The 21,338-nt window shown below is 67.6% G+C and carries 15 protein-coding genes; 5 read left to right on the forward strand and 10 right to left on the reverse strand.

The window, feature by feature from the left end:
- Positions 1-10 precede the first annotated feature (10 nt).
- The 7 genes from VER16_RS10545 to prpB form a co-directional block, all read right to left on the reverse strand.
- Positions 11-4,933, reverse strand: coding sequence for an alpha-2-macroglobulin (locus tag VER16_RS10545; RefSeq protein WP_324807894.1), 4,923 nt, complete (start codon positions 4,931-4,933; stop codon positions 11-13).
- A 196-nt stretch (positions 4,934-5,129) separates the two neighbouring features.
- A complete protein-coding gene (gene prpF, locus VER16_RS10550) occupies positions 5,130-6,308 on the reverse strand; it encodes a 2-methylaconitate cis-trans isomerase PrpF (protein ID WP_324807896.1) in 1,179 nt (392 codons plus the stop codon).
- 100 nt (positions 6,309-6,408) lie between these two features.
- Positions 6,409-6,630, reverse strand: a complete 222-nt coding sequence (locus VER16_RS10555) for a ribbon-helix-helix domain-containing protein (RefSeq protein ID WP_324807898.1) — start codon at positions 6,628-6,630, stop codon at positions 6,409-6,411.
- 101 nt (positions 6,631-6,731) lie between these two features.
- Positions 6,732-7,433 carry a hypothetical protein gene (locus VER16_RS10560; RefSeq protein ID WP_324807900.1) on the reverse strand — a complete coding sequence of 234 codons (702 nt, stop codon included), beginning with the start codon at positions 7,431-7,433 and terminating at the stop codon, positions 6,732-6,734.
- Between the two features lie 94 nt (positions 7,434-7,527).
- Positions 7,528-10,146: a Fe/S-dependent 2-methylisocitrate dehydratase AcnD gene (gene acnD / locus VER16_RS10565; protein ID WP_324807902.1), complete on the reverse strand. Its 2,619-nt coding sequence runs from the start codon at positions 10,144-10,146 to the stop codon at positions 7,528-7,530.
- A gap of 97 nt (positions 10,147-10,243) precedes the next feature.
- Positions 10,244-11,401, reverse strand: a complete 1,158-nt coding sequence (gene prpC, locus VER16_RS10570) for a bifunctional 2-methylcitrate synthase/citrate synthase (RefSeq protein WP_324807904.1) — start codon at positions 11,399-11,401, stop codon at positions 10,244-10,246.
- A 36-nt stretch (positions 11,402-11,437) separates the two neighbouring features.
- Entirely contained in the window at positions 11,438-12,331 is an 894-nt protein-coding gene (gene prpB, locus VER16_RS10575) for a methylisocitrate lyase (RefSeq protein ID WP_324807906.1), read from the reverse strand.
- Positions 12,332-12,484: 153 nt separating this feature from the next.
- Between prpB and prpR the strand changes: the two genes are divergently transcribed.
- The gene (prpR, locus tag VER16_RS10580) at positions 12,485-14,068 is read left to right on the forward strand and encodes a propionate catabolism operon regulatory protein PrpR (RefSeq protein ID WP_324807908.1); all 1,584 of its coding nucleotides are present in this window, start codon (positions 12,485-12,487) and stop codon (positions 14,066-14,068) included.
- A gap of 80 nt (positions 14,069-14,148) precedes the next feature.
- Here prpR and VER16_RS10585 read toward each other — a convergent pair whose 3' ends face one another.
- Positions 14,149-14,610, reverse strand: a complete 462-nt coding sequence (locus tag VER16_RS10585) for a DoxX family protein (RefSeq protein WP_324807910.1) — start codon at positions 14,608-14,610, stop codon at positions 14,149-14,151.
- 125 nt (positions 14,611-14,735) lie between these two features.
- On the opposite strand from VER16_RS10585, the gene VER16_RS10590 reads away from it, so the two are divergent.
- Positions 14,736-17,543 carry an HD domain-containing phosphohydrolase gene (locus VER16_RS10590; RefSeq protein ID WP_324807911.1) on the forward strand — a complete coding sequence of 936 codons (2,808 nt, stop codon included), beginning with the start codon at positions 14,736-14,738 and terminating at the stop codon, positions 17,541-17,543.
- A 122-nt stretch (positions 17,544-17,665) separates the two neighbouring features.
- On the opposite strand, the gene aacA is transcribed toward VER16_RS10590, so the two are convergent.
- Positions 17,666-18,133 (reverse strand): aminoglycoside 6'-N-acetyltransferase, encoded by a 468-nt coding sequence (aacA, locus tag VER16_RS10595; protein ID WP_324807914.1) that lies wholly within the window; start codon positions 18,131-18,133, stop codon positions 17,666-17,668.
- Positions 18,130-18,729, reverse strand: a complete 600-nt coding sequence (gene pdxH / locus VER16_RS10600; protein ID WP_324807915.1) for a pyridoxamine 5'-phosphate oxidase — start codon at positions 18,727-18,729, stop codon at positions 18,130-18,132. The genes aacA and pdxH overlap by 4 nt, the downstream gene beginning before the upstream one ends.
- A gap of 40 nt (positions 18,730-18,769) precedes the next feature.
- Here pdxH and VER16_RS10605 point away from each other — a divergent pair, with 40 nt between their 5' ends.
- The 3 genes from VER16_RS10605 to aroB all read left to right on the forward strand — a co-directional run bounded on the left by VER16_RS10605 (position 18,770) and on the right by aroB (position 21,326).
- The gene (locus tag VER16_RS10605; RefSeq protein WP_324807917.1) at positions 18,770-19,597 is read left to right on the forward strand and encodes a kinase; all 828 of its coding nucleotides are present in this window, start codon (positions 18,770-18,772) and stop codon (positions 19,595-19,597) included.
- A gap of 74 nt (positions 19,598-19,671) precedes the next feature.
- The gene (locus VER16_RS10610) at positions 19,672-20,214 is read left to right on the forward strand and encodes a shikimate kinase (protein ID WP_324807919.1); all 543 of its coding nucleotides are present in this window, start codon (positions 19,672-19,674) and stop codon (positions 20,212-20,214) included.
- Positions 20,211-21,326 (forward strand): 3-dehydroquinate synthase, encoded by a 1,116-nt coding sequence (gene aroB, locus VER16_RS10615; RefSeq protein WP_324807921.1) that lies wholly within the window; start codon positions 20,211-20,213, stop codon positions 21,324-21,326. The genes VER16_RS10610 and aroB overlap by 4 nt, the downstream gene beginning before the upstream one ends.
- Positions 21,327-21,338 lie beyond the last annotated feature (12 nt).

Below are 21,338 nucleotides of genomic sequence, written 5' to 3' on the forward strand. Positions count from 1 at the left end.
GTCCCCGCGGTCACGGCTGGACCACCGTGATCGTGGTCGGGTTGCTGCGGCCCACGCCACGCAGCTGCGGGCGATACATGTCTTCCACCAGCGGCGGCGGCACCGAGTAGGTCCCCGGGGTGACCGCACGCACCAGGTAGAACACGTTGGCCTTGCCACCGCGCGAGAGCTTCAGCGCGGCCACATAGCGGTCATCGCGGAACTCCTCGTGCTTGGTGTCCGATGCCGAACTGCGGTCGCTGACGGTGATGCCATCGACCACCACATCGGCCCACTGCTTGGCGTCGCCCAGATTGAAGTTCTCGATCTCCAGGCCGGCCGGCAGCAGGTCGGTCAGCAGTGCATCGGGCATCTGCGTATCGGCACGGATGGTGACGCGCACGATCAGCGCCTCGCCTTCCTTCAGCGGACGCGGCGTCCACGGCTTGCCGTCGGTGCCGAAGTAGGTCCGCTCGACGCCCAGCACGCTGTTGTCCGGCGCAGGCGCGCTGCGCGGGATGCCGGCCACGTCGATGCTGGCGAACATCGGCGGCTGGCCCTGCGGGGTGAAGCGCACGCCGCTGGCCAGTTCGCTGCCGGTGAAGTTGCGGCCGAACAGCTTGCGCTCGCCGATGGCTTCGCTGTTGCCACCGATCACCAGTTCACCGGCCACCAGCGCCTTCTGGTTGGCGGCCAGTGCCTTGCCGAGGCGGGCAATGGCCACCTGCTCCTGCGTGCTCAGCCACATCCAGCCGGCATTGCGGCGGGCATCCAGGCCGCGGCCGAGATCGACCGCGCGCGCATCCCAGGCCGGCTTGGCCAGCTTGTTTTCATGGGTCAGCGCGATCATCAGCGCGTCATCGCGGATGGCGCTGCCGTAATCGCCGAAGTACGACGGACGCTCGCTGCTGGACTTGGCGAAGCCGGCAGCAATCGCCGCCTGGCCCCGCTTGGCATCGCCCTGCAGCGACAACGCCACGCCCAGGTGGACCAGCGACAGGCCACCGACCGCCTTGCCGCGCTCGTTGTCGTACAGCGTGCGCAGCGTACCCAGCGGCGCGCGGTTGACGCGGGCCAGCACGTAGCCGGAATACGCCTGGTTGGCGAACTTCAGCTTCTCGCGGTCATCCTGGCCGTAGAACTGGTTGCCGCCGGACAGCAGGTCCTCGCTGAGGCGGTTGAGCGCCTTCTGCAGCACGTTGTCGGGCACGGCGAAGCCACCGTCCTTGGCATCGAGCAGGAACTCGGTGATGTACGGGGTCAGCCACGGGTTCACGTAGCCGTCGTCACCCCACATGGAGAAATTGCCGTTGGCCACCTGCATCGAGGCCAGGCGACCGAACGCGCCTTCCATGCGCTCGCGGCGGGTCTTGGCATCCAGGCCGTCGGTGCCGAGCATCGACGAAGTCGCCTGGTCCAGGATCAGCGCGGCGTAGCCCTTGCTGGTGGTCTGTTCGGCACAGCCGTAGGGGTAGTTCAGCGCGCCCTGCAGGGCACTGGCGAACGGGATCGGCGGCAGCGGGCTGACCAGCAGGCGCGCATTGACCGACTCGGCCATCAGGCCATCGGCCAGGCCGCCGTCCAGACTGACCGTGGCCAGCGGATCCAGCGTGCGCACCTGCGAACGGACCACCTGCGGCCACGCTGCACGCACCGGCAGCTCGTAACGGCGGTCGGCCTTGAAGCCATTGCCATCCACGCGCACCCGCACCTTGGCCACGCTGTTGCCCTCGCGCGCCGACAGCGGGAAGCTCAGCGTGGTTTTGGCGTCCGCATTCAACTGCACGCTGCGGCTGCCCTCGCCCAGGTTCAGCGGGCCCTCGGTGTCAACCTTCACGTTGAACTGGCCAGGCTTGCCGGTGAAGTTCTGCACGTCCAGGGTGACAGTGCTGCGGTCACCCGGCGCCAGCACGCGCGGCATGCTGGCTTCGGCCAGGATCGGTGCGCGCACGATGGTTTCCACATCGCGCTTGCCGTACTGGTCATCGCTGTAGACCAGCGCGGACACGCGCAGGGTGCCATTGAAGTCGGGCACCTTCAGGCGGATGCGGGCATTGCCCTTGGCATCGAGCTGCACCGGGCCGGAGAACAGGTCCACGGTCTGCACGCGCGCGGTCGGCCGCTTGGCCTGCGGCAACGCCTGCAGGGCCATGTCGCCGCCGAACTTCAGCTTGCCGTTGCTGCCGTCGAAGCTCTCGATCACCCGGCTGTAGATGTCGTAGGCATCGATGCCGAGGCGACGCTGGGCGAAGAAGTGCGCGCCGGCATCGGGCACCGGGAAGCGGGTGATGTTGAGGATGCCCACGTCCACCGCCGAGACAGTGACGTGCGCGGTCTTGCCGGCCAGCTGCGGGGCGCTGACCGTCACCGGCAGGTCCTGTTCCGGACGCATCTGCTTGGGCGCGACCAGGCCCACGGCCACGGTGCGGCCCTTGCGGTCCATCGGCACGTGCACCACGCCCACGGCGCGGGCCGGGGTGATCTTGCTGGGCGCGCTGCCGCCACGGAACACCAGGGCGGTGATGTAGACGTCGTGGCGCTCCCAGTCGGCGGTGACCGGAATCTTGTAGGTGGCACCCGGCTTGGCGTCGATCTCCTGCACGTACAGCATGTGGTCGCTCTCGACCATCAGGATGCCCTTACCGGCATGCGGCGGGGTCACCGTCACCTGCAGGGTGTCGCCGGCTTTGTAGCCGGTCTTGTCCAGGCCCAGCTTGACCTTGTCCGGGCGTGCATCCAGGCCGCGGTTGTCATCGCCCCAGCTCCAGCCGGCGCGGAACGGGTAACGGCTGGTCAGGCCGGTGGTCGGGTCGAACACGTCCACCCGGTACTCGCCCCACTCCACCGGGAAATCGAAGGCGACCGCGCTGCTGCCGGCGTCGACGGTGCGGGTTTCCTTGTTCTCGAAGCGGCGGGTGAAATCGTAGTCCCAGCGGTTGTCGTTGAAGGTCCAGTGGTAGTCGCGCAGTTCGCGCACCAGGGTCACCTTCAGGCCCTTGGCCGGCTGCGGCTTGCCGGCGGCATCGACGCGCATCAGCTCGAAGCGCGCGTTGCCGTTGGAATCGGCACCGTCCTCGGGGTTGAACAGCGGGCGCACACCGACCAGCGCAGTGGCCGGCCACATGACGCGCTTGAGGGTGCGGGTGACCGTGCGGCCACCGGTTTCATACAGGCTGCCCGAGAGCACCACGGCGATCGGCGCCTTGGCCTTGGCCGCCTCTTCCGGCAGCGCCACGTCTTCGCGCAGCTGGCCATTGGCCGGCAGCGTGGTGTCGACCACGTCCTTGGCTTCGCGCGGCAGCTGCAGGGTCGGGTCACCGAAGAAGTAGCCCGGCAGGCCTTCCACCGGCTGTTGTTCGGCGGCCACGGCCAGGCGCGCGGTGAAGCGGTTGCCATCGGCCGGCGCGCCATACAGGTAAGCGCCGTTGGCCTGCAGGCGCAGGTCTTCGCCCGGCTTCAGCGTCTTCTGCGCGCTGTCCAGGTCCAGCTTCATGCGCTCGGGCAGGAACTCCTCGATGCGCAGGGTCATGCCCTGGATCGCTTCCTTGCTGGCCGGGTCGGTGCGGAATTCCACCTGCCAGCGCCCGGTCGGCGCCTCGGCGGGGATGGTCTGCTCGAAATTGATGTAGCCCTGGTCGCCGGGCTGCAGGCGGGTCTCGCGGAAGGTCTTGCCGTCAGGCTGCTTCAGGCGCAGGAATAGCGGCTGGACGCTTTTACCAGGCCCGCCGACCGGCTTGCCGTCGTTGTCGCGCAGCAGGGCCGACAGGCGCACGGTCTCGCCGGGGCGATACAGGTCGCGACCGGACCAGGCATAGACGTCGAACCAGGCGTTGTCGCGGCCGGCCACAGCGAATTCGCTCAGGTCCAGCGCCGGCTGGTTGAACGGCAGGAAGCTGGTGTCCTTGCCACTGCTGGCCACCAGCACGTGGGTGGCCTCCAGGGTGTAGTTCAGCAGCGCGTTGCCGTTGCTGTCGGTGCTGCCCTTGAGCACTACCTCGCCCTTGGCATCAAGCACGCGCAGGTCGACGTTCTTCAGCGCCGCACCGTCCTTCAGCGCGGCGGTGTGGACGAACAGCTTGTCCTTGTAGGCACGGGTGTGCAGGCCGATGTCGCTGACCGAGAAGAACGCGGTATCGAACTCGCCTTCGTAGTCACCGGTGCGCTTGAGCAGGGCGAAGTACAGGCCCGGCTCCTGCAGCTCCTTGATGTCCTGGGTCGGCAGGTAGGTCAGCACCCGCTCGTTCTGCTTGCCGCCCAGGATGAAGCGGTTGACGTAGACCGGTTCGGCCAGCTTGTTGATCGGGCTGCGCTCGTAGTCGCTGCTCAGTTCCCAGCTGCCACGGCGGCCGCCGCGCTGGTACTGGCTGAAGAAGGTCGGCAGGTCCTTTTCGCGCACGCGCAGGAACTCGACGTCCACCTCGGGCACGTTCACCGAGACCACCGGCAGGCCGCGGCTGTCCTTGGCCGGCAGCACGCTGCCCTGCGAAGCGAAACCGGCCACCGGCTTCAGTTCGCCGCTGAACACCTTCTGCTTCAGTTCCTTGCCCAGGCGGCTGCCGTCGGCGGCCAGCAGGTCTTCGGAGACGACCAGGCTGTATTCCTTGCCGGCTTCGACGAAGGGATAGCGCAGGGTCAGGCCGTCGTCGGACAGCGTCCAGCTGCTGTCGTCGGTGCCGACCTTCTGCTCGAAGCGCACCAGCTTGTCGAAATCCTGGGTGCCGACCAGCGGGCGCGAAAATTCCAGCGCCAGCGACAGGCCTTCACTCTTCTGGTCCGGGTAGGCGCGCAGCAGGGTGAACTCCTTCACCTGCTCGGCCTTGGTGGCGATGGCTTCGCCGCTGGCCTTGGGCAGCTGCCCGCTGTCATTGCGACAACCGGCCAGGCCCAGCAACAGGCCTCCTGCCAGTACCGCCGCCGCCCAACCCCACCGCTTCCGCCGTGCCGGACCGCTCATGTCGTCACTCCTTGATCGAGGCGGCCATTATAGGCGCGCCGCGCCAGGGAATTGACGCCCAGGCGGTCGGAAACCGGGTCCCGCCCGGAACCCGGTAGCCGCCAACCTTGGTTGGCGCTGGACCCCGGGCGGGCGCTGGCGCGCGCCTGCCCACCAAGGTGGGCAGCTACCGGGGCTTCATGCATCTACCAGGGCATTACTCGGCGGGTACCCGCACCTTGCCTTCCATCAGCACCCGGGCGCTGCGGCTCATGATCGCCTTGGTCACCGTCCACTGGCCGTCCACCTGCCCGGCCTGGGCGCCGACCCGCAGCGTCCCGGAAGGGTGGCCGAACGTCACTGCTTCGCGCTCGCCGCCACCGGCCGCGCGGTTGACCAGGGTGCCCGGAATCGCTGCCGCAGTGCCAATGGCGACGGCCGCAGTCCCCATCATCGCGTGGTGCAGCTTGCCCATCGACAGCGCACGCGCGTGCAGGTCGATGGCCGAAGCCGGAATGGCCTTGCCACTGGACGATACGTAATCCTGTGCCGGCGCCACGAACGCCACCTTCGGCGTGTGCTGGCGGGTGGCGGCGTCCTCCAGCTTCGAGATCAGGCCCATGCGCAATGCGCCATGGGCCCGGATGGTCTCGAACTTATGCAGCGCCGCCTTGTCTTCGTTGATGGCCGGCTGCAGCTCGGTGCCGGTGTAGCCCAGATCGGCAGCATTGAGGAAGATGGTGGGGATGCCCGCGGTGATCATGGTCACTTCGAAGCTGCCCACGCCCGGCACGTCCAGGGTGTCGACCAGGTTGCCAGTGGGGAACATCGCACCGGCATCGCCGTCGTCGGACGGATCGATGAATTCCAGCTGGATCTCGGCCGCCGGGAAGGTGACGCCATCCAGCTCGAAATCACCGGTTTCCTGCACTTCGCCGTTGCACATGGGCACGTGGGCGATGATGGTCTTGCCGATATTCGCTTGCCAGATCCGCACGGTGCACAGGCCATCGCGCGGCACGCGCGCTGGATCGACCAGGCCGTTGGCAATCGCGAACGGGCCGACGGCGGTGCTGAGGTTGCCGCAGTTGCCGCTCCAGTCGACGAAGGCGGTGTCGATCGACACCTGGCCGTACAGATAATCCACGTCGTGGTCGGGCACCGAGGCGGTGGAGATGATCACGCACTTGCTGGTGCTGGACGTCGCGCCGCCCATGCCGTCGGTGTGCTTGCCATACGGATCGGGCGAACCAATCACGCGCATCAGCAGCGCATCGCGCGCGGGACCGGGCACCTGGGCCGCGACGGGAAGATCCTGCAGTAGGAAGAACACGCCCTTGCTGGTGCCACCACGCATGTAGGTGGCGGGAATACGGAGTTGCGGGAGGAAGGTCATGGATCGGGTTCCTGTTTGCAATGAAACAACTCGTGGGGGGGCCTTGCGCCCCCGTTGGGGTCGGCCAGCCGTACTGGTTCGCTTTCGATTCAATGCGCGCTCAAGCAGTTTCTGGAAGTACCCCGGATGCGGAGGAGCCGGAGCCGCCCAAATCCACGCCCTCCGCGGTCAACTGGCGTAGCAGATCCTCAGTCTTGATACGTCTTCGCTGACGGACAAGGTCGCGGACATATTCGGAAGCGCTGGCGTAGCCGCCTTCCCGAATATCCTCATCCACGAATTGCTTGAGTTCATCAGTCAGCACCACGTTGACATTGACCATACACACCTCCACTGCGGAACCGTCACGCGACGGTCTGCGAGGCACCAAAGGCAACGACAAGGGCAGAAAGCGCCAGCCTTTCCTTAAAGAGGTCTTCGCCATCACGCAGGCGCCCCAGCATTACTTCGCCGCGCCCGCGCGGACGTCCCTTGCTGCCATCGGAACAGATACAGGATGACCAGTTTGGTACTGCTACTCACCACTGCCAGCAGCAACGGCCATCCCATCCGTAGACCCATGGCGAAGGCAAATACGATCGTGGACAGGTCCATCAGCAGGATCAACTGACTCATCCGCAGCGACACTGCACCGGTGTGGCCATTGCGCAGGATCAGCAGGATCTGATGCGTGTAGCCCTGCGCCAGCAAGGCAGTGATGACCACGATCATCGCGCTGGCCACCACCCTGCCCTCGTCCACGTAACGATCACCCCAGGCCAGACCGGCCAGCGCGCACATCAGCAGCAGCGCGGCTGCCAACAGACTGGTCGTGGCGGACCGACTCCGGCGGTCACGCCAGATCTCCATCAGGATGGCCATGACCAGCACCGACGCGAGCAAGCGCGGCCAGACAATGAAGTGATTGAACGGCGTGACGCTGTAGCCATAGACGAAGAAGGACAGGTAGGCCAGGAAGCTGACCGTGAACTGATTCAGCGACAGCACTGCCGTGGCGCTGTCAGTCGTGTCCGCACGTTCCCGACGGTTGCGCACCAGGCGCAACTGCGCGCCCACACCCAACAGGCTCAGCAGGATGAAAGCCGTGTTGACCGTGCCTGCGATGTTGTAGAACGCCGTTCCCATGCAGATGGGGCAACGCCCCTCTCCTCCGTGACCACCGCCATGCAGGCCGAAGCCAGCATGGCGGCAACTCGATACAAGGCCGCTGCCTGCTGCCTTACGCCACCTTGCTGCCTTCCAGGAAATCCTGGGCGAAGCGCTGCAGCACGCCGCCCGCCTCGTAGATCGCCACTTCCTCGTCGCTGTCCAGGCGGCAGGTGACCGGCACGACCACGTCCTGGCCGTCGCGGCGGTGGATGACCAGGGTCAGCTCGGCGCGCGGGGTGCGCTCGCCCACCACGTCGAAGGTCTCGGTGCCGTCGATGCCCAGGGTCAGGCGCGTGGTGCCCGGCTTGAACTCCAGCGGCAGCACGCCCATGCCGATCAGGTTGGTGCGATGAATCCGCTCGAAGCCTTCGGCCGCGATGGCTTCCACACCGGCCAGGCGCACGCCCTTGGCGGCCCAGTCACGCGAGCTGCCCTGGCCGTAGTCGGCGCCGGCGATGATGATCAGCGGCTGCTTGCGGTCCATGTAGGTCTCGATCGCTTCCCACATGCGCATGACCTTGCCTTCCGGCTCCACGCGCGCCAGCGAGCCCTGCTTCACGCTGCCGTCGTCGTTGCGCACCATCTCGTTGAACAGCTTCGGGTTGGCGAACGTGGCGCGCTGCGCGGTCAGGTGGTCACCGCGGTGGGTGGCGTAGGAATTGAAGTCCTCTTCCGGCAGGCCCATCTTCGCCAGGTATTCGCCTGCAGCGCTGGAGGCCATGATCGCGTTGGACGGCGACAGGTGGTCGGTGGTGATGTTGTCCGGCAGCACTGCCAGCGCGCGCATGCCGGACAGCGTGCGCTCACCGGCCAGTGCGCCCTCCCAATACGGCGGACGACGGATGTACGTACTCTGCGGGCGCCAGTCGTACAGCGGGCTGACCGCCGCACCATGCTCCACGCGCACGTTGAACATCGGGTTGTAGACCTTGCGGAACTGCTCCGGCTTCACCGAAGCCTTCACCACGGCGTCGATCTCGGCATCGCTCGGCCAGATGTCCTTCAGGCGCACTTCGTTGCCTTCGGCATCCACGCCCAGCACGTCCTTTTCGATATCGAAGCGCACGGTGCCGGCGATGGCGTAGGCGATCACCAGCGGCGGCGAGGCCAGGAAGGCCTGCTTGGCATACGGGTGGATGCGGCCATCGAAGTTGCGGTTGCCCGACAACACAGCGGTCGCGTACAGGTCGCGATCGATGATTTCCTGCTGGATCTTCGGGTCCAGCGCGCCACTCATGCCGTTGCAGGTGGTGCAGGCGAAGGCCACGATGCCGAAGCCCAGCTGTTCCAGATCGGGCAGCAGGCCGGATTCTTCCAGGTACAGCTGCACCGCCTTCGACCCCGGTGCCAGCGACGACTTCACCCACGGCTTGCGCTGCAGGCCGCGTGCATTGGCGTTGCGCGCCAGCAGCGCCGCGGCGATCACGTTGCGCGGGTTGGAGGTATTGGTGCAGCTGGTGATGGCCGCGATGATCACCGCGCCATCGGGCATCAGGCCCTGCGCCTGTTCGCCACGGCCCGCCGCCAGCTTGGCTTCATCGGCGATGCCGCGCTCGGCCAGCTCGGCGGTGGCCACACGCTTGTGCGGGTTGCTCGGCCCAGCCATGTTGCGCACCACGCTGGACAGGTCGAAACGCAGCACGCGCTCGTACTGCGCGGTCGCCAGGTCATCGGCCCACAGGCCGGTGGTGCGTGCGTAGTTCTCCACCAGCGCCACCTGCGATTGCTCGCGGCCGGTCAGGCGCAGGTAATCGATGGTCTGCGCATCGATGTAGAACATCGCGGCGGTGGCACCGTATTCGGGGCACATGTTGGAGATGGTGGCGCGGTCACCGATGGTCAGTGCCGCCGCACCCTCGCCGAAGAATTCAAGCCAGGCGCCGACCACGCGTTCCTTGCGCAGGAACTCGGTCAGGGCCAGCACCACGTCGGTGGCGGTGATGCCGGGCTGCGGGCGACCGCTCAGTTCAACGCCGACGGTGTCGGGCAGGCGCATCCACGAAGCGCGGCCCAGCATCACGTTCTCCGCTTCCAGGCCGCCAACACCAATGGCGATCACGCCCAGCGCATCCACGTGCGGGGTGTGGCTGTCGGTGCCCACGCAGGTATCGGGGAAGGCTACGCCGTCCTGCACGTAGACCACTGGTGACATCTTCTCCAGATTGATCTGGTGCATGATGCCGTTGCCCGGCGGGATCACGTCCACGTTCTGGAACGCCAGCTTGGTCCAGTCGATGAAGTGGAAACGGTCTTCGTTGCGGCGGTCCTCGATGGCGCGGTTCTTCTCGAACGCCTGCGGATCGAAACCGCCACATTCCACTGCCAGCGAGTGATCGACGATCAGCTGCACCGGCACCACCGGATTGACCTTGGCCGGGTCACCGCCCTTGTCGGCAATCGCATCGCGCAGGCCGGCAAGATCCACCAGCGCGGTCTGGCCGAGGATGTCATGGCAGACCACGCGTGCCGGGAACCACGGGAAATCCAGGTCGCGGCGGCGCTCGATCAGCTGTGCGAGCGAATCGGTGAGCGTGGCCGGGTCGCAGCGGCGCACCAGGTTCTCGGCCAGCACGCGCGAGGTATACGGCAGCGTGGCGTAGGCACCGGGCTGGATCGCATCGACGGCGGCGCGCGCGTCGAAGTAGTCCAGCGTGCTGCCGGGGAGGTTCTTGCGGTAATCGGTATTCATGGGCTGGCGGAGTACTTTGGGCGGGCCGGGTGCCGCGGCAGCGGCAACGAAGGCATCCGGCCGGCGCGTGGCCGGCCGGATGGGTACAGCAGGTGGATCAGACGCGCTTGTCGATGGCGACGAACGCGCGGTCTTCCGGGCCGGTGTAGTTGGCGCTCGGGCGGATGATCTTGCCGTCGATGCGCTGCTCGACGATGTGCGCGCTCCAGCCGGCGGTGCGGGCGATCACGAACAGGGGGGTGAACATCGCGGTCGGCACGCCCATCATGTGGTAGCTGACGGCGCTGAACCAGTCCAGGTTCGGGAACATCTTCTTGATGTCCCACATCACCGTTTCCAGGCGCTCGGCGATGTCGTACATCTTCATGCTCGACTGTTCTTCGGACAGCTCGCGGGCCACGTCCTTGATCACCTTGTTGCGCGGGTCGGACACGGTGTAGACCGGGTGGCCGAAGCCGATCACCACTTCCTTGCGCTCGACGCGGGCCTTGATGTCTTCCTCGGCCTCATCGGGGTTGTCGTAGCGCTTCTGCACTTCGAACGCCACTTCGTTGGCGCCGCCGTGCTTGGGGCCGCGCAGCGCGCCGATGCCACCGCAGATCGCACTGTACATGTCGCTGCCGGTGCCGGCGATGACGCGGCAGGCGAAGGTCGAGGCGTTGAACTCGTGCTCGGCGTACAGGATCAGCGAGGTGTGCATCGCCTTCACCCACGAATCCTGCGGCTTGTCACCGTGCAGCAGGTGCAGGAAGTGGCCACCGATGGAGTCGTCGTCGGTTTCCACGTCGATGGCGCGGCCGTTGTGGCTCCAGTGGTACCAGTACAGCAGCATCGAGCCGAGGCAGGCCATCAGCTTGTCGGCGATGTCACGCGCGCCCGGATGGTTGTGGTCATCCTTTTCCGGCGCCACGCAGCCGAGCACGGACACGCCGGTGCGCATCACGTCCATCGGGTGCGCCGACGGCGGCAGTTCTTCCAGCGCCGCCTTCACCGCGGCCGGAATGCCGCGAAGCGACTTCAGCTTGGCCTTGTACGAAACCAGTTCGGCGCGGGTCGGCAGCTTGCCGTGCACCAGCAGGTAGGCGATTTCCTCGAACTCGCTGGTGTTGGCCAGGTCCAGGATGTCGTAGCCGCGGTAATGCAGGTCGTTGCCGCTGCGGCCCACGCTGCACAGCGCGGTGTTGCCGGCGGCGGTGCCGGACAGGGCGACGGACTTCTTCGGCTTGAAGGTCGGGGTTGCGGTCGTATCGTTCATGTTTTCCCTCCGAAAACTGATAGTGCAGGGTACTGCTTATTTCTTGGCGGCGAACAGGGCGTCGAGCTGCTGTTCGAAGGCGTGGTAGCCGATGCGGTCGTACAGCTCTTCGCGCGTCTGCATGGCATCGACGACGTTGCGCTGGTGGCCGTCGCGGCGCACCGACTGGTAGACGTTCTCGGCCGCCTTGTTGGCGGCGCGGAAGGCCGACAGCGGGAACAGCTGGATGGCCACGCCGGCCGAGGCCAGTTCGTCGCGACTGAACAGCGGGGTGGCACCGAATTCAGTGATGTTGGCCAGCACCGGCACCTTCACCGCATCGACGAAGCGGCGGTAGGTGTCCAGGTCATAGGCGGCCTCGGCGAAGATGCCGTCCGCACCAGCCTCGACGCAGGCGATGGCGCGCTCGATGGCCTTGTCCACGCCGTCCACCTGGATGGCGTCGGTGCGGGCGATCAGGAAGAAGTCCGGATCGGTCTTGGCATCGGCGGCGGCCTTCACGCGGTCGACCATTTCACCCTGCGAGACGATTTCCTTGCCGGGGCGGTGACCACAGCGCTTGGCGCCGACCTGGTCCTCGATGTGGCAGGCGGCGGCGCCGGCCTTGATCAGCGACTTCACGGTGCGGGCGATGTTGAACGCACTCGGGCCGAAGCCGGTGTCGATGTCGACCATCAGCGGCAGGTCGCAGACATCGGTGATGCGGCGCACGTCGATCAGCACGTCTTCCAGGGTGTTGATGCCCAGGTCCGGCAGGCCCAGCGAACCGGCCGCGACGCCGCCGCCGGACAGGTAGATGGCGCGGAAGCCGGCGCGCTTGGCCAGCAGGGCGTGGTTGGCGTTGATCGCGCCGATCACCTGCAGCGGCGATTCGGCAGCCAGTGCCTCACGGAAGCGGGCACCGGCGGAAGAAGGGGGGGAAGCGGTCATGCGGCAATCCAGGTTGGGAACGGGATGGAGGGCGCAAGCACCATGCCAAGCTGCAACCGGTTGATTTCAAAGGCATGACTGTGCCGCAATGGTGAAACAAATGAAACATTGAAACAGATGTATCATGAAACATCATTTCCGGTTGCCGCCGCCATGTACCTGCCCCGCTCGCCCCTGCGCCACGCCGATGCCGACCCCGGTCGCCCGGTCATCTGGACGGTCAGCGTCTCGCGCCTGACCGGCCTGCTTGGCGATGTGATCCCCGAGTTCGACCGTCGCGCACGCATCGAGCAGATCAACCTCGGCTTTGAGGAAGCGGTGGATGTGATCGGCCAGCGCCTGCGCCGCGAGCACTGCGACGTGGTCATTGCCGGCGGCTCCAACGCGGCCTGGCTGCGCGGGCGGCTGGAACTGCCGCTGGTGCCGATCCAGGCCAACGGCTTCGACCTGATGGAGGCACTGGCCCGCGCCCGCCGCATCGCCCCGCGCATCGGCCTGGTCACCCACGCCAGCGACGTACCGGTGTTCAGCAACTTCCAGCACAGCTTCGGCCTGGACATCGAGCATCGCCGCTTCGTCACCCGCGAGGATGCGCGCGACTGCATCGCCGACCTGCGCGCCAACGGCATCGAGGTGATCGTCGGCACCGGCATGGCCATCGACCACGCAGAACAGATGGGCCTGCCGGGCGTGCTGCTGTACTCGGCCGATTCGGTACGGCACGCGTTCGAACACGCGCTGGAACTGACCCAGGCACTGGCCCGCTCCGGTGGCAGCCGCCCGGCCCCGCGCCGGCGCGCCGCCCCGCGCAGTGATGCGCATGCCCTGCTCGGCGACAGCGAGGCGATGGCCCAGGTGCGCGCGCAGATCGCGCTGTACGCACCGCATGAGAGCACCGTACTGGTCACCGGCGAAACCGGCACCGGCAAGGAACTGGTCGCGCGCCAGCTGCACGCGGCCAGCGGCCGGCGAGGCCGCTTCGTCGCGCTGAACTGCGGCGCGATCAGCGAGTCGCTGCTGGAAGCGGAGCTGTTCGGCTACAGCGACGGCGCCTTCACCGGCGCGCGGCGCGGTGGACGCGTCGGCCTGGTCGAGGCAGCCGACGGCGGCACCCTGTTCCTGGATGAGATCGGCGAACTGCCGCTGCCGCTGCAGACCCGCCTGCTGCGGGTGCTGGAAGAACGCGAGGTGCTGCGCGTGGGCGCTACCGAACCGACGCCGGTGGACCTGCGCGTGGTTGCCGCCACCCTGCAGTCGCTGGAACAGCGCGCGGCGGCCGGCAGCTTCCGACGCGACCTGTATTACCGGCTGGCCGCGTTGCGTATCGCCCTGCCCTCGCTGCGCGCGCGGCGTGGTGACATTCCCGTGCTGGCACAACACTTTTTCCGCCAGCTGCGCGGGATCGACGCGCCATTGGCCGAGGACGCGATGGGCATGCTGACCGCCGCCGGGTGGCCCGGCAACGTGCGCGAACTGCGCAACCTGATGGATCGCCTGCGCATCCACTGGCAGCCGGGCGAAGGGCTGATCGATGCCGCGCGCCTGCTGCAGCTGGCGCCGGAGCTGGTGAACGAAGGCGCGACGGCGCTGCCACTGGAAAGCAACGGCAAGCGCCCGCAGCGCCCACAGCTGCAGGCGCTGCTGCAGGAACACCGCAACGACCGTGAAGGCATGGCCCAGGCGCTGGGTGTGTCACGCACCACGCTGTGGCGCTGGCTGCGCGCGGAGGGTCTGTAGAGCCGAGCCCACGATCGGCTGATTGTGTCGCGTCGAGAAGACAGTCGAGCAAGCTCGATGCTAACGAAGCGCCCGCGCCATCAGCGCGACCATCGCCCCTCGATGGCAAACCGCCCACTGCCCACGGCCGCAATCCACAGCAGGAGCACGCCCAGCGGCACTTCGCTCAGGTAGAAAAACCAGCTCAACCAGTCCGGCACGCTCAGTCCGGCAGGAATGCGCGCGATGCCATCGGTCAGCGCCGCCACCGCGCAGATTGCCGCCAGCAGCAATGCCGAAGGACGGCTCAGCAGCCCCAGCACCAGCAGACCGCCAGCAATCCATTCAATAGCGCCCAGCACCGGCGCGCTGAACACCGGGAACGGAATGCCCGCATCAACCAGCGTATGCACCATGCGCTCGCGCCCAGCGTCGGTGAACACCTTGTTCCAACCGGATACGCAGAACATCACCCCCGCCACGATACGGGCGAGCAGCAACAGCAGACCTTCAACACCGCCGCGCGGGGACGGGACGGCAAACAGGCAACGCCAAGGCAGCATCACACCTTCCAGGCAGAGAATCCGGCGCGGAGTGTGCCTGATGGCGGCCTGCCCGCAGATGAAGCTGGCCGGTCCATTCGCGACATCGCGTTCCTGACAGCACTACCGCAGTACAAGGACGCTTGATGAGTCGTGTCACCGCTGCCCCCAGACAGTTCCGTATCCGCGTCCATATCACCGCCCTGACCATGACCTGCATGGCCCTGGTGGCTGCACTGCTGATCGGCTGGGGGGTGATCGCCACCTACCAGCGCCTGGGCGAAGATGCACGGCAACGCAGCGTGCGCGATGCGGCCCTGCTGGCCGAACAGCTGCGCCTGCAGTTTGCGCCTGCCCAGATCGCGCTGGGCCAGATCGGTGCGGGGCAGCTGCCGACACTGGCGGACGAACGCAGCCGGCTGGACAACGCCGCGCCCCTGCTGGCCGCCCTGCGTGCGGCGCCGGTGGCAGCGTCTGTATATGTGGCCTACCCCAATGGAGACCTTCTTCTGGCCCGGACACTGGCGGTGCCGGCCGTACGCCAGCGCGTGGCCGCGCCCGCCGCAGCCGACGCGCTGCTGCAGACGCTCAGCGAACAGGCGGACGGCACGCACCAGGCCCGCTTCCATTTCATGGACGCGCAGGGCCGGGCGCTGCAGACACGGCCGTGGCCCAGCCACGATTTCGATCCGCGCCAACGCGGCTGGTACCAGCGGGCCCTGCAGAGCCCGGGCAAGGTGCACGTTTCCGCGCCCTACCGCTTCGCAACGACCGGCCGCATGGGTGTCACCCTCAGCGAAAGCGCCGGCACCGCAGATGCGGTGGTTGGCATTGACATTGCGCTGGACGACCTGACGCAGGTGCTGTCCACACTGCGCACCACGCCTGCTACCCAACTGGCCCTGCTGCATGGCAGCGGCGACATCGTTGCCAGCACGCTGCCGGTCGGCACGACTTCACTGCAGGAACTGCGCGACTCTGCTCTGACGCAGGCGCAGTCGCGTGCCGCCCGCAGTGGCACCCCGGTGCAGTTCGACATTGCAGGACGGACATGGATCGGATTGCGCTCACAGCTGCAGGCCGGGCACGGCCAGACGTTCGACCTGCTTGAGGCCCTGCCACTGGACGAGCTGGCGGCCGACGCGCGTCGGCGCGCCGCGCAGACATTGGCGCTGGCGCTGCTGTTGACGCTGTTGCTGCTGCCGCTGGGCTGGTTGGCCGGGCGTGCCCTGGGCCGCAGCCTGGTGGGCCTGCGCGAACGCAGCCTGCGCATTGCACGCTTCGACTTTTCCGGCGCTCCACTGCCGGCCAGCCGCGTGCGCGAGGTGAGCGAGCTGTCGCACGCCATCCAGCACATGGGCGGCACCATTGCCGCGTTCCTGGACCTGACCGAATGCCTGGCCACCGAGCCGCAGATGGAACGCATGCTGCAGCGGGTACTGGAAGAGATGGTCAAGGCAACGCAGTCACGTGCAGCGGCCGTCTTTCTGCCCGACGCCACATCGGGGAAACTGCAGTGCGCAGGCCAGGTCGGAACGCTGCGCACGCCCCTGCCTGCACACATGGCCTGGCCGAGCACCGAGGTGCAGGATCAGCCACCGCCCGATCAGCTGCGGCTGCCGCTTCACGGCCGCCAAGGCAACCTGCAGGGCCTGCTGGTGCTGGAACATCCCACCGATGCCGCCCACACCGACGCCGCCTTCCTGCAGTTCGCCCAACGGCTTTCGGGCATGCTGGCGGTGGCCATCGAGACCCGCCAGCTGTCTGCGGCGCAGCGGCAGCTGTTCGAATCACTCATCCGCCTTCTGGCCGATGCGATCGATGCCAAGAGCCCGTACACCGGCGGCCACTGCGAGCGCGTGCCGCAGATGGCCATTGAACTGGCCGAACACCTGCACCAGACCGAGGAAGGCGGCTATGCCGGCTTCCGCCTGAGCGAGGGTGAGCGCGAGGCGTTCCGGATCGGTGCCTGGCTGCATGACTGCGGCAAGGTCATCAGCCCCGAGCACATCGTGGACAAGGCGACCAAGCTGGAAGTCATCCGCAACCGCATCCACGAGGTACGCCTGCGCTTCGAGATCCTGTGGCGCGATGCGCAGCTGGCCGCCGCGCGTGGCGAGACAAGTGCAGCGCAGCTCGCCAGCCGACAGCAGCAACTGCAGGATGATTTTGCATTCGTGGCCGGCTGCAACGTGGGCGGCGAGTTCATGGCTGATGAGGCCATCGCACGGCTGCAGGCCATCGGCCAGCAACCGTGGCAGCGCCACTTCGACGACCGCCTGGGGCTGTCCGCCGCCGAGCTTCGCCACCTGGAAACACAGCGCCCGAACGCGCCGCCGCTGCCGGCAGCGAGCACCCTGCTGCAGGACCTGCCCGAACACCGCGTACCGTGGGGCAGTGACCGACCCGCCGTGGAAGCGGACGACCCGCGCAACACGCTCGGGTTCAACATGGTGCTGCCGCCCTGCCAGCAGAACATCGGCGAGCTGTACAACCTCGCCATCCGCCGCGGCACCCTGACCGAAGAAGATCGCTTCCGCATCAACAACCACATCGTGCAGACCTACATCATGCTCAAGGCCCTGCCGTGGCCACCGGGCCTGGAGCAGGTGCCCGAGCTTGCCGCCACCCACCATGAGCGGCTGGACGGAAAGGGCTACCCACGGCGCCTGCCCGGCGATCAGCTGGGCATCCTGGACCGTGTCATGGCGCTGTGTGATGTATTTGAGGCACTCACGGCCGCGGATCGCCCTTACAAGCCGGCCAAGCCCCTCAGCGAAACCCTGCGCATCATGGCCCTGATGTGCAACGAGCAGCATCTGGATGCAGAACTGTTCCGCTTCTTCCTGCACAGCCGGCTGTGGGATGTCTTCGGCCAACGCTTCATGACTGCTGCACAGCGCGACCCTGTGGACGTGGAGGTGCTGGAAGGACTGCTGACAGCCCCCCGGTAGGTGTCGACCTTGGCCGACACGGCGAGGGTATTGGTAGGTGTCGACCTTGGTCGACACGCTCGCTTCGCCAAATGCCAACCAAGCAGAATCAGTCGAGCATGGCTCGACGCTACAAAAATCAGTTACCGGGGCGACGCTGCGTCCAGCGCCATGCGGAAGTAGACCACCCGCTCGGTCTCTTCGAAACCGCAGGCACGGTGCGCGGCATGCGCGCGCTCATCCTCGACGCGACTGTCCGAGGCCAGTTCGCGGCAGCCGGCCGCACGCGTCCAGTCCCGCACGGCCACCAGCAGGGCCCGGCCGAGGGCATGGCCCTGCCACGCTGGCTGCACGTACCAGCCTTCCAGAAAGCCCACCGGCGATGTGTCCGTACCGTTTACGTAATCGTGGCGCAGCCGCACTTCGGCAAAGCCCACGGCCTCGCCATCGGCCAGGCAGGCCAGGAACACCGCGCCATCGTGGTCGGCCAGCGACTGTTCCAGTTCCCGCAGCGGGTCATCGGCATCGGGCCACAGGCCCAGCCGCAGCTGCGCCCACACCGCCACATCGGCCGGCGTGGCCTGGCGGATGGCCGGCGCAGCGTCGATCACGGGTACAGCAGGCGCTTGCTCCAGCGCCCCTCGGCACCGGCTTCATAGCACCAGCGCTCGTGCAGGCGGAACTGTGCGCCGTACCAGAATTCGATGCGGTCGGGCACCACGCGCAGGCCGCTCCAGCCATCCGGGCGCGGGACGTCTTGACCTTCGAAGCGTGCTTCCACCTCGGCCACGCGCGCATCGAATTCCTCGCGCGTGGCCAGCGTCCTGGACTGCTGCGACGCCCATGCGCCGATCTGGCTCATGCGCGGGCGGCTGGCGAAGTACGCATCGGCTTCGACGTCGGCTACCTGCTCCACGCGTCCTTCGATGCGCACCTGGATGCCGGCCTCGCGCAGGCTGCGCCAGAGGAACAGCAGGGCCGCCTGCGGGTTGGCCTGCAGCTCCTGGCCCTTGTGGCTGTCCAGGTGGGTGTAGAACACGAAGCCGCGCTCATCGAAGGCCTTCAGCAGCACGGTGCGCGCCGAGGGGCGGCCCTGCGCATCGGCGGTGGCCACCGTCATCGCGTTGGGTTCGACCTCGCGGCTCTGCTTCGCCTCGTCGAACAGGGCGGCAAAGGTGGACAGGGCTTCGGCGTAAAGGTCGCTCATGGTTCGCTTGTTCTCACACGGATTGGGCTATTGTGGCGGCATGGTTGCTGCTGCGTACATGCCCCTGGTGAAAGGATTCCCTGAAACACTTGCAGAACAGGCGCTGGATGACGCGCTGGCCAGTGGTGCCACGGTGCCAGTATTGGCCATCAGCGGTGTGCAGGGGAGCGGCAAATCGACGCTGGCGGCACAGGTGGTCGCCCGCGCCCGCCTGCGCGGCCTGAACGCGGCGGCCCTGTCCATCGACGATGTCTACCTGACCCGCGCGCAACGCCAGCGCCTGGCCCGCCAGGTACATCCGCTGCTGATCACCCGTGGGCCGCCCGGCACCCACGACCTGCCGCTGGCCCACGCCGTACTGGACGCGGTGGCCGCGCGCCAGCCGCTGGCGCTGCCGCGCTTCGACAAGCTGGCCGATGAGCGCCTGCCAGAAGCGCAGTGGTCCACGCTGGAGGCCCCGCTGGACCTGCTGGTGTTCGAAGGCTGGTTCCTCGGCACGCCCGCGCAGGACGATGCCGAGCTGGACAGCCCCTTGAACGCGCTGGAGCGCGAGGCCGACCCGGATGGCCGCTGGCGGCGCTGGTGCAACCAGGCCCTGGCCCACGACTATCCGGCCTTGTGGCAGCGCTGCGACCGCCTCTGGTTCCTGCAGCCGCCGGATTTCTCGGTGGTACCGCGCTGGCGCTGGCAGCAGGAACAGAACCTGCAGGCCGCCCAGCCTGGCCGGCACGGCATGAGCCGCCCGCAGCTGGAGCGCTTCGTGCAGTACTACGAACGGGTCAGCCGGCAGGCGCTGCGCGCCCTGCCCGATCGCGCCGACCATGTGGTGGTGCTGGACGGCCAGCGCCAGGTGCAGGCGGTTCGCTAGCCGCGCACCACCGATGCTTCCAACCGCAACCATCCTGCCAGGCCGGAGGTGTGGAAGTGGTAGGATCAACGGGCATGAATCCTGCTCCGAACCTGATCCTGATCGGCCCGATGGGCGCCGGCAAAACCTGCATCGGCCGCCGCCTGGCCGAGCGCTTCACGCTGGACTTCGTCGATGTCGACCAGGCCATCGTCGATGCGGCCGGGGCCAGCATTCCGACCATCTTCGAGCACTCCGGCGAAGCCGGCTTCCGCGCCCATGAACGGCAGGCGCTGGCCCAGGTGCTGTCTGGCCAGGGCCAGCTGGTTTCCACCGGCGGCGGCGCCGTGCTGGACCCGGACAACCGCGCCCTGATCGCCCAGCGTGGCTTCGTGGTGCACCTGCATGTGAGCGTGGCCGCACAGCTGGAACGGCTGGCCCGCGACAAGGGGCGCCCGCTGCTGCAGCGCCCGGACCGCGAGCAGGTCCTGCACGATCTGGCTGCGGCACGTGATCCGCTGTACCACGCGCTGGCCGACATCACTCTCGACACCGACCCGTACACCGCTGCCGACGCCACGGCACAGCTTGTCGTCAAGCTGGCCACGCAATGGCAGCGCCAGGACCTGACCGCATGACCTCCCCCGCCCCGCTGCAGGTCGCCGTTGGCGGCGACCGCCCCTATTCCATCACCATCGGCGCCGGTACCCAGGCCGACGGCGCTGCGCTGGCCGCGCACGTGCGCGGCCGCCACGTGCTGCTGCTGAGCGACAGCGAAGTCGCCCCGCGCTACCTGGCCGCCGTGAAACAGACCCTGCTGGCCGCGCGCCCGGACCTGATCGTCGGCGAGCACGTGCTGCAGGCCGGCGAGGCCTCCAAGACCCTGGCCGAGTTCGGCCGCGCCATCGAAGCACTGGCCGCACTGGGCGCCACCCGGGATGCCTGCGTGTTCGCCCTCGGCGGCGGCGTGGTCGGCGATCTGGCCGGTTTCGCTGCGGCCTGCTGGATGCGCGGCGTGGATTGCGTGCAGCTGCCGACCACCCTGCTGGCGATGGTCGATTCCTCGGTGGGCGGCAAGACGGCCGTGGACATCCCCGCCGGCAAGAACCTGGTGGGCGCCTTCCATCCGCCACGCGCGGTCATCGCCGATACCCGCGTGCTGGCCACCCTGCCGCCGCGCGAGCTGCGTGCCGGCCTGGCCGAAGTGGTGAAGTACGGCGCACTGGGCGATGCGGTGTTCTTTGAATGGCTGCAGCAGCACGCTGATGCGCTGCTGGCAAGCGAGGACGCGGTGCTGGCCGAGGCCATCGCGCGCAGCTGCCGGCACAAGGCCGCCATCGTCGAACGCGACCCCTTCGAGAAGGGCGAGCGCGCCCTGCTCAACCTGGGCCACACCTTCGGCCACGCCATCGAGACCGAACAGGGCTATTCGGCGCCGGGCCGCGACGCACTGAACCATGGCGAGGCCGTGGCCGTGGGCATGGTGCTGGCGGCGAAGCTGTCCACCGACCTGGGCCTGGCCGAGGATGCCGACCGCGTACGCCTGCAGGCGCTGCTGGAAAAGCTGCAGCTGCCGGTGACGATCCCCGCCGGGCTCGACCCGCAGGCCCTGCTGGGCCGCATGCGGCTGGACAAGAAGAACGTGGCCGGCCGCCTGCGCCTGGTGCTGTGGCGCGGCATGGGCCGGGCCGAAGTGGTGCCGGACGTGGATGAAGCGGCCGTGCTGAAGGTGCTGGGCACGCCGTTGTAGAGCCGTGCCCCC

The organism is Stenotrophomonas sp., from assembly GCF_035634915.1.
Taxonomy (GTDB): Bacteria; Pseudomonadota; Gammaproteobacteria; order Xanthomonadales; family Xanthomonadaceae; genus Stenotrophomonas.

Coding starts and splice junctions, on each gene's coding strand:
- prpB (WP_324807906.1), bottom strand. CDS start 12,331: ATGACCGCTTCCCCCCCTTCTTCCGCCGGTGCCCGCTTCCGTGAGGCA.
- prpC (WP_324807904.1), bottom strand. CDS start 11,401: ATGAACGATACGACCGCAACCCCGACCTTCAAGCCGAAGAAGTCCGTC.
- VER16_RS10555 (WP_324807898.1), bottom strand. CDS start 6,630: ATGGTCAATGTCAACGTGGTGCTGACTGATGAACTCAAGCAATTCGTG.
- VER16_RS10545 (WP_324807894.1), bottom strand. CDS start 4,933: ATGAGCGGTCCGGCACGGCGGAAGCGGTGGGGTTGGGCGGCGGCGGTA.
- VER16_RS10590 (WP_324807911.1), top strand. CDS start 14,736: ATGAGTCGTGTCACCGCTGCCCCCAGACAGTTCCGTATCCGCGTCCAT.
- VER16_RS10560 (WP_324807900.1), bottom strand. CDS start 7,433: ATGGGAACGGCGTTCTACAACATCGCAGGCACGGTCAACACGGCTTTC.
- VER16_RS10605 (WP_324807917.1), top strand. CDS start 18,770: ATGGTTGCTGCTGCGTACATGCCCCTGGTGAAAGGATTCCCTGAAACA.
- VER16_RS10610 (WP_324807919.1), top strand. CDS start 19,672: ATGAATCCTGCTCCGAACCTGATCCTGATCGGCCCGATGGGCGCCGGC.
- pdxH (WP_324807915.1), bottom strand. CDS start 18,729: ATGAGCGACCTTTACGCCGAAGCCCTGTCCACCTTTGCCGCCCTGTTC.
- prpF (WP_324807896.1), bottom strand. CDS start 6,308: ATGACCTTCCTCCCGCAACTCCGTATTCCCGCCACCTACATGCGTGGT.
- aroB (WP_324807921.1), top strand. CDS start 20,211: ATGACCTCCCCCGCCCCGCTGCAGGTCGCCGTTGGCGGCGACCGCCCC.
- acnD (WP_324807902.1), bottom strand. CDS start 10,146: ATGAATACCGATTACCGCAAGAACCTCCCCGGCAGCACGCTGGACTAC.
- VER16_RS10585 (WP_324807910.1), bottom strand. CDS start 14,610: ATGCTGCCTTGGCGTTGCCTGTTTGCCGTCCCGTCCCCGCGCGGCGGT.
- prpR (WP_324807908.1), top strand. CDS start 12,485: ATGTACCTGCCCCGCTCGCCCCTGCGCCACGCCGATGCCGACCCCGGT.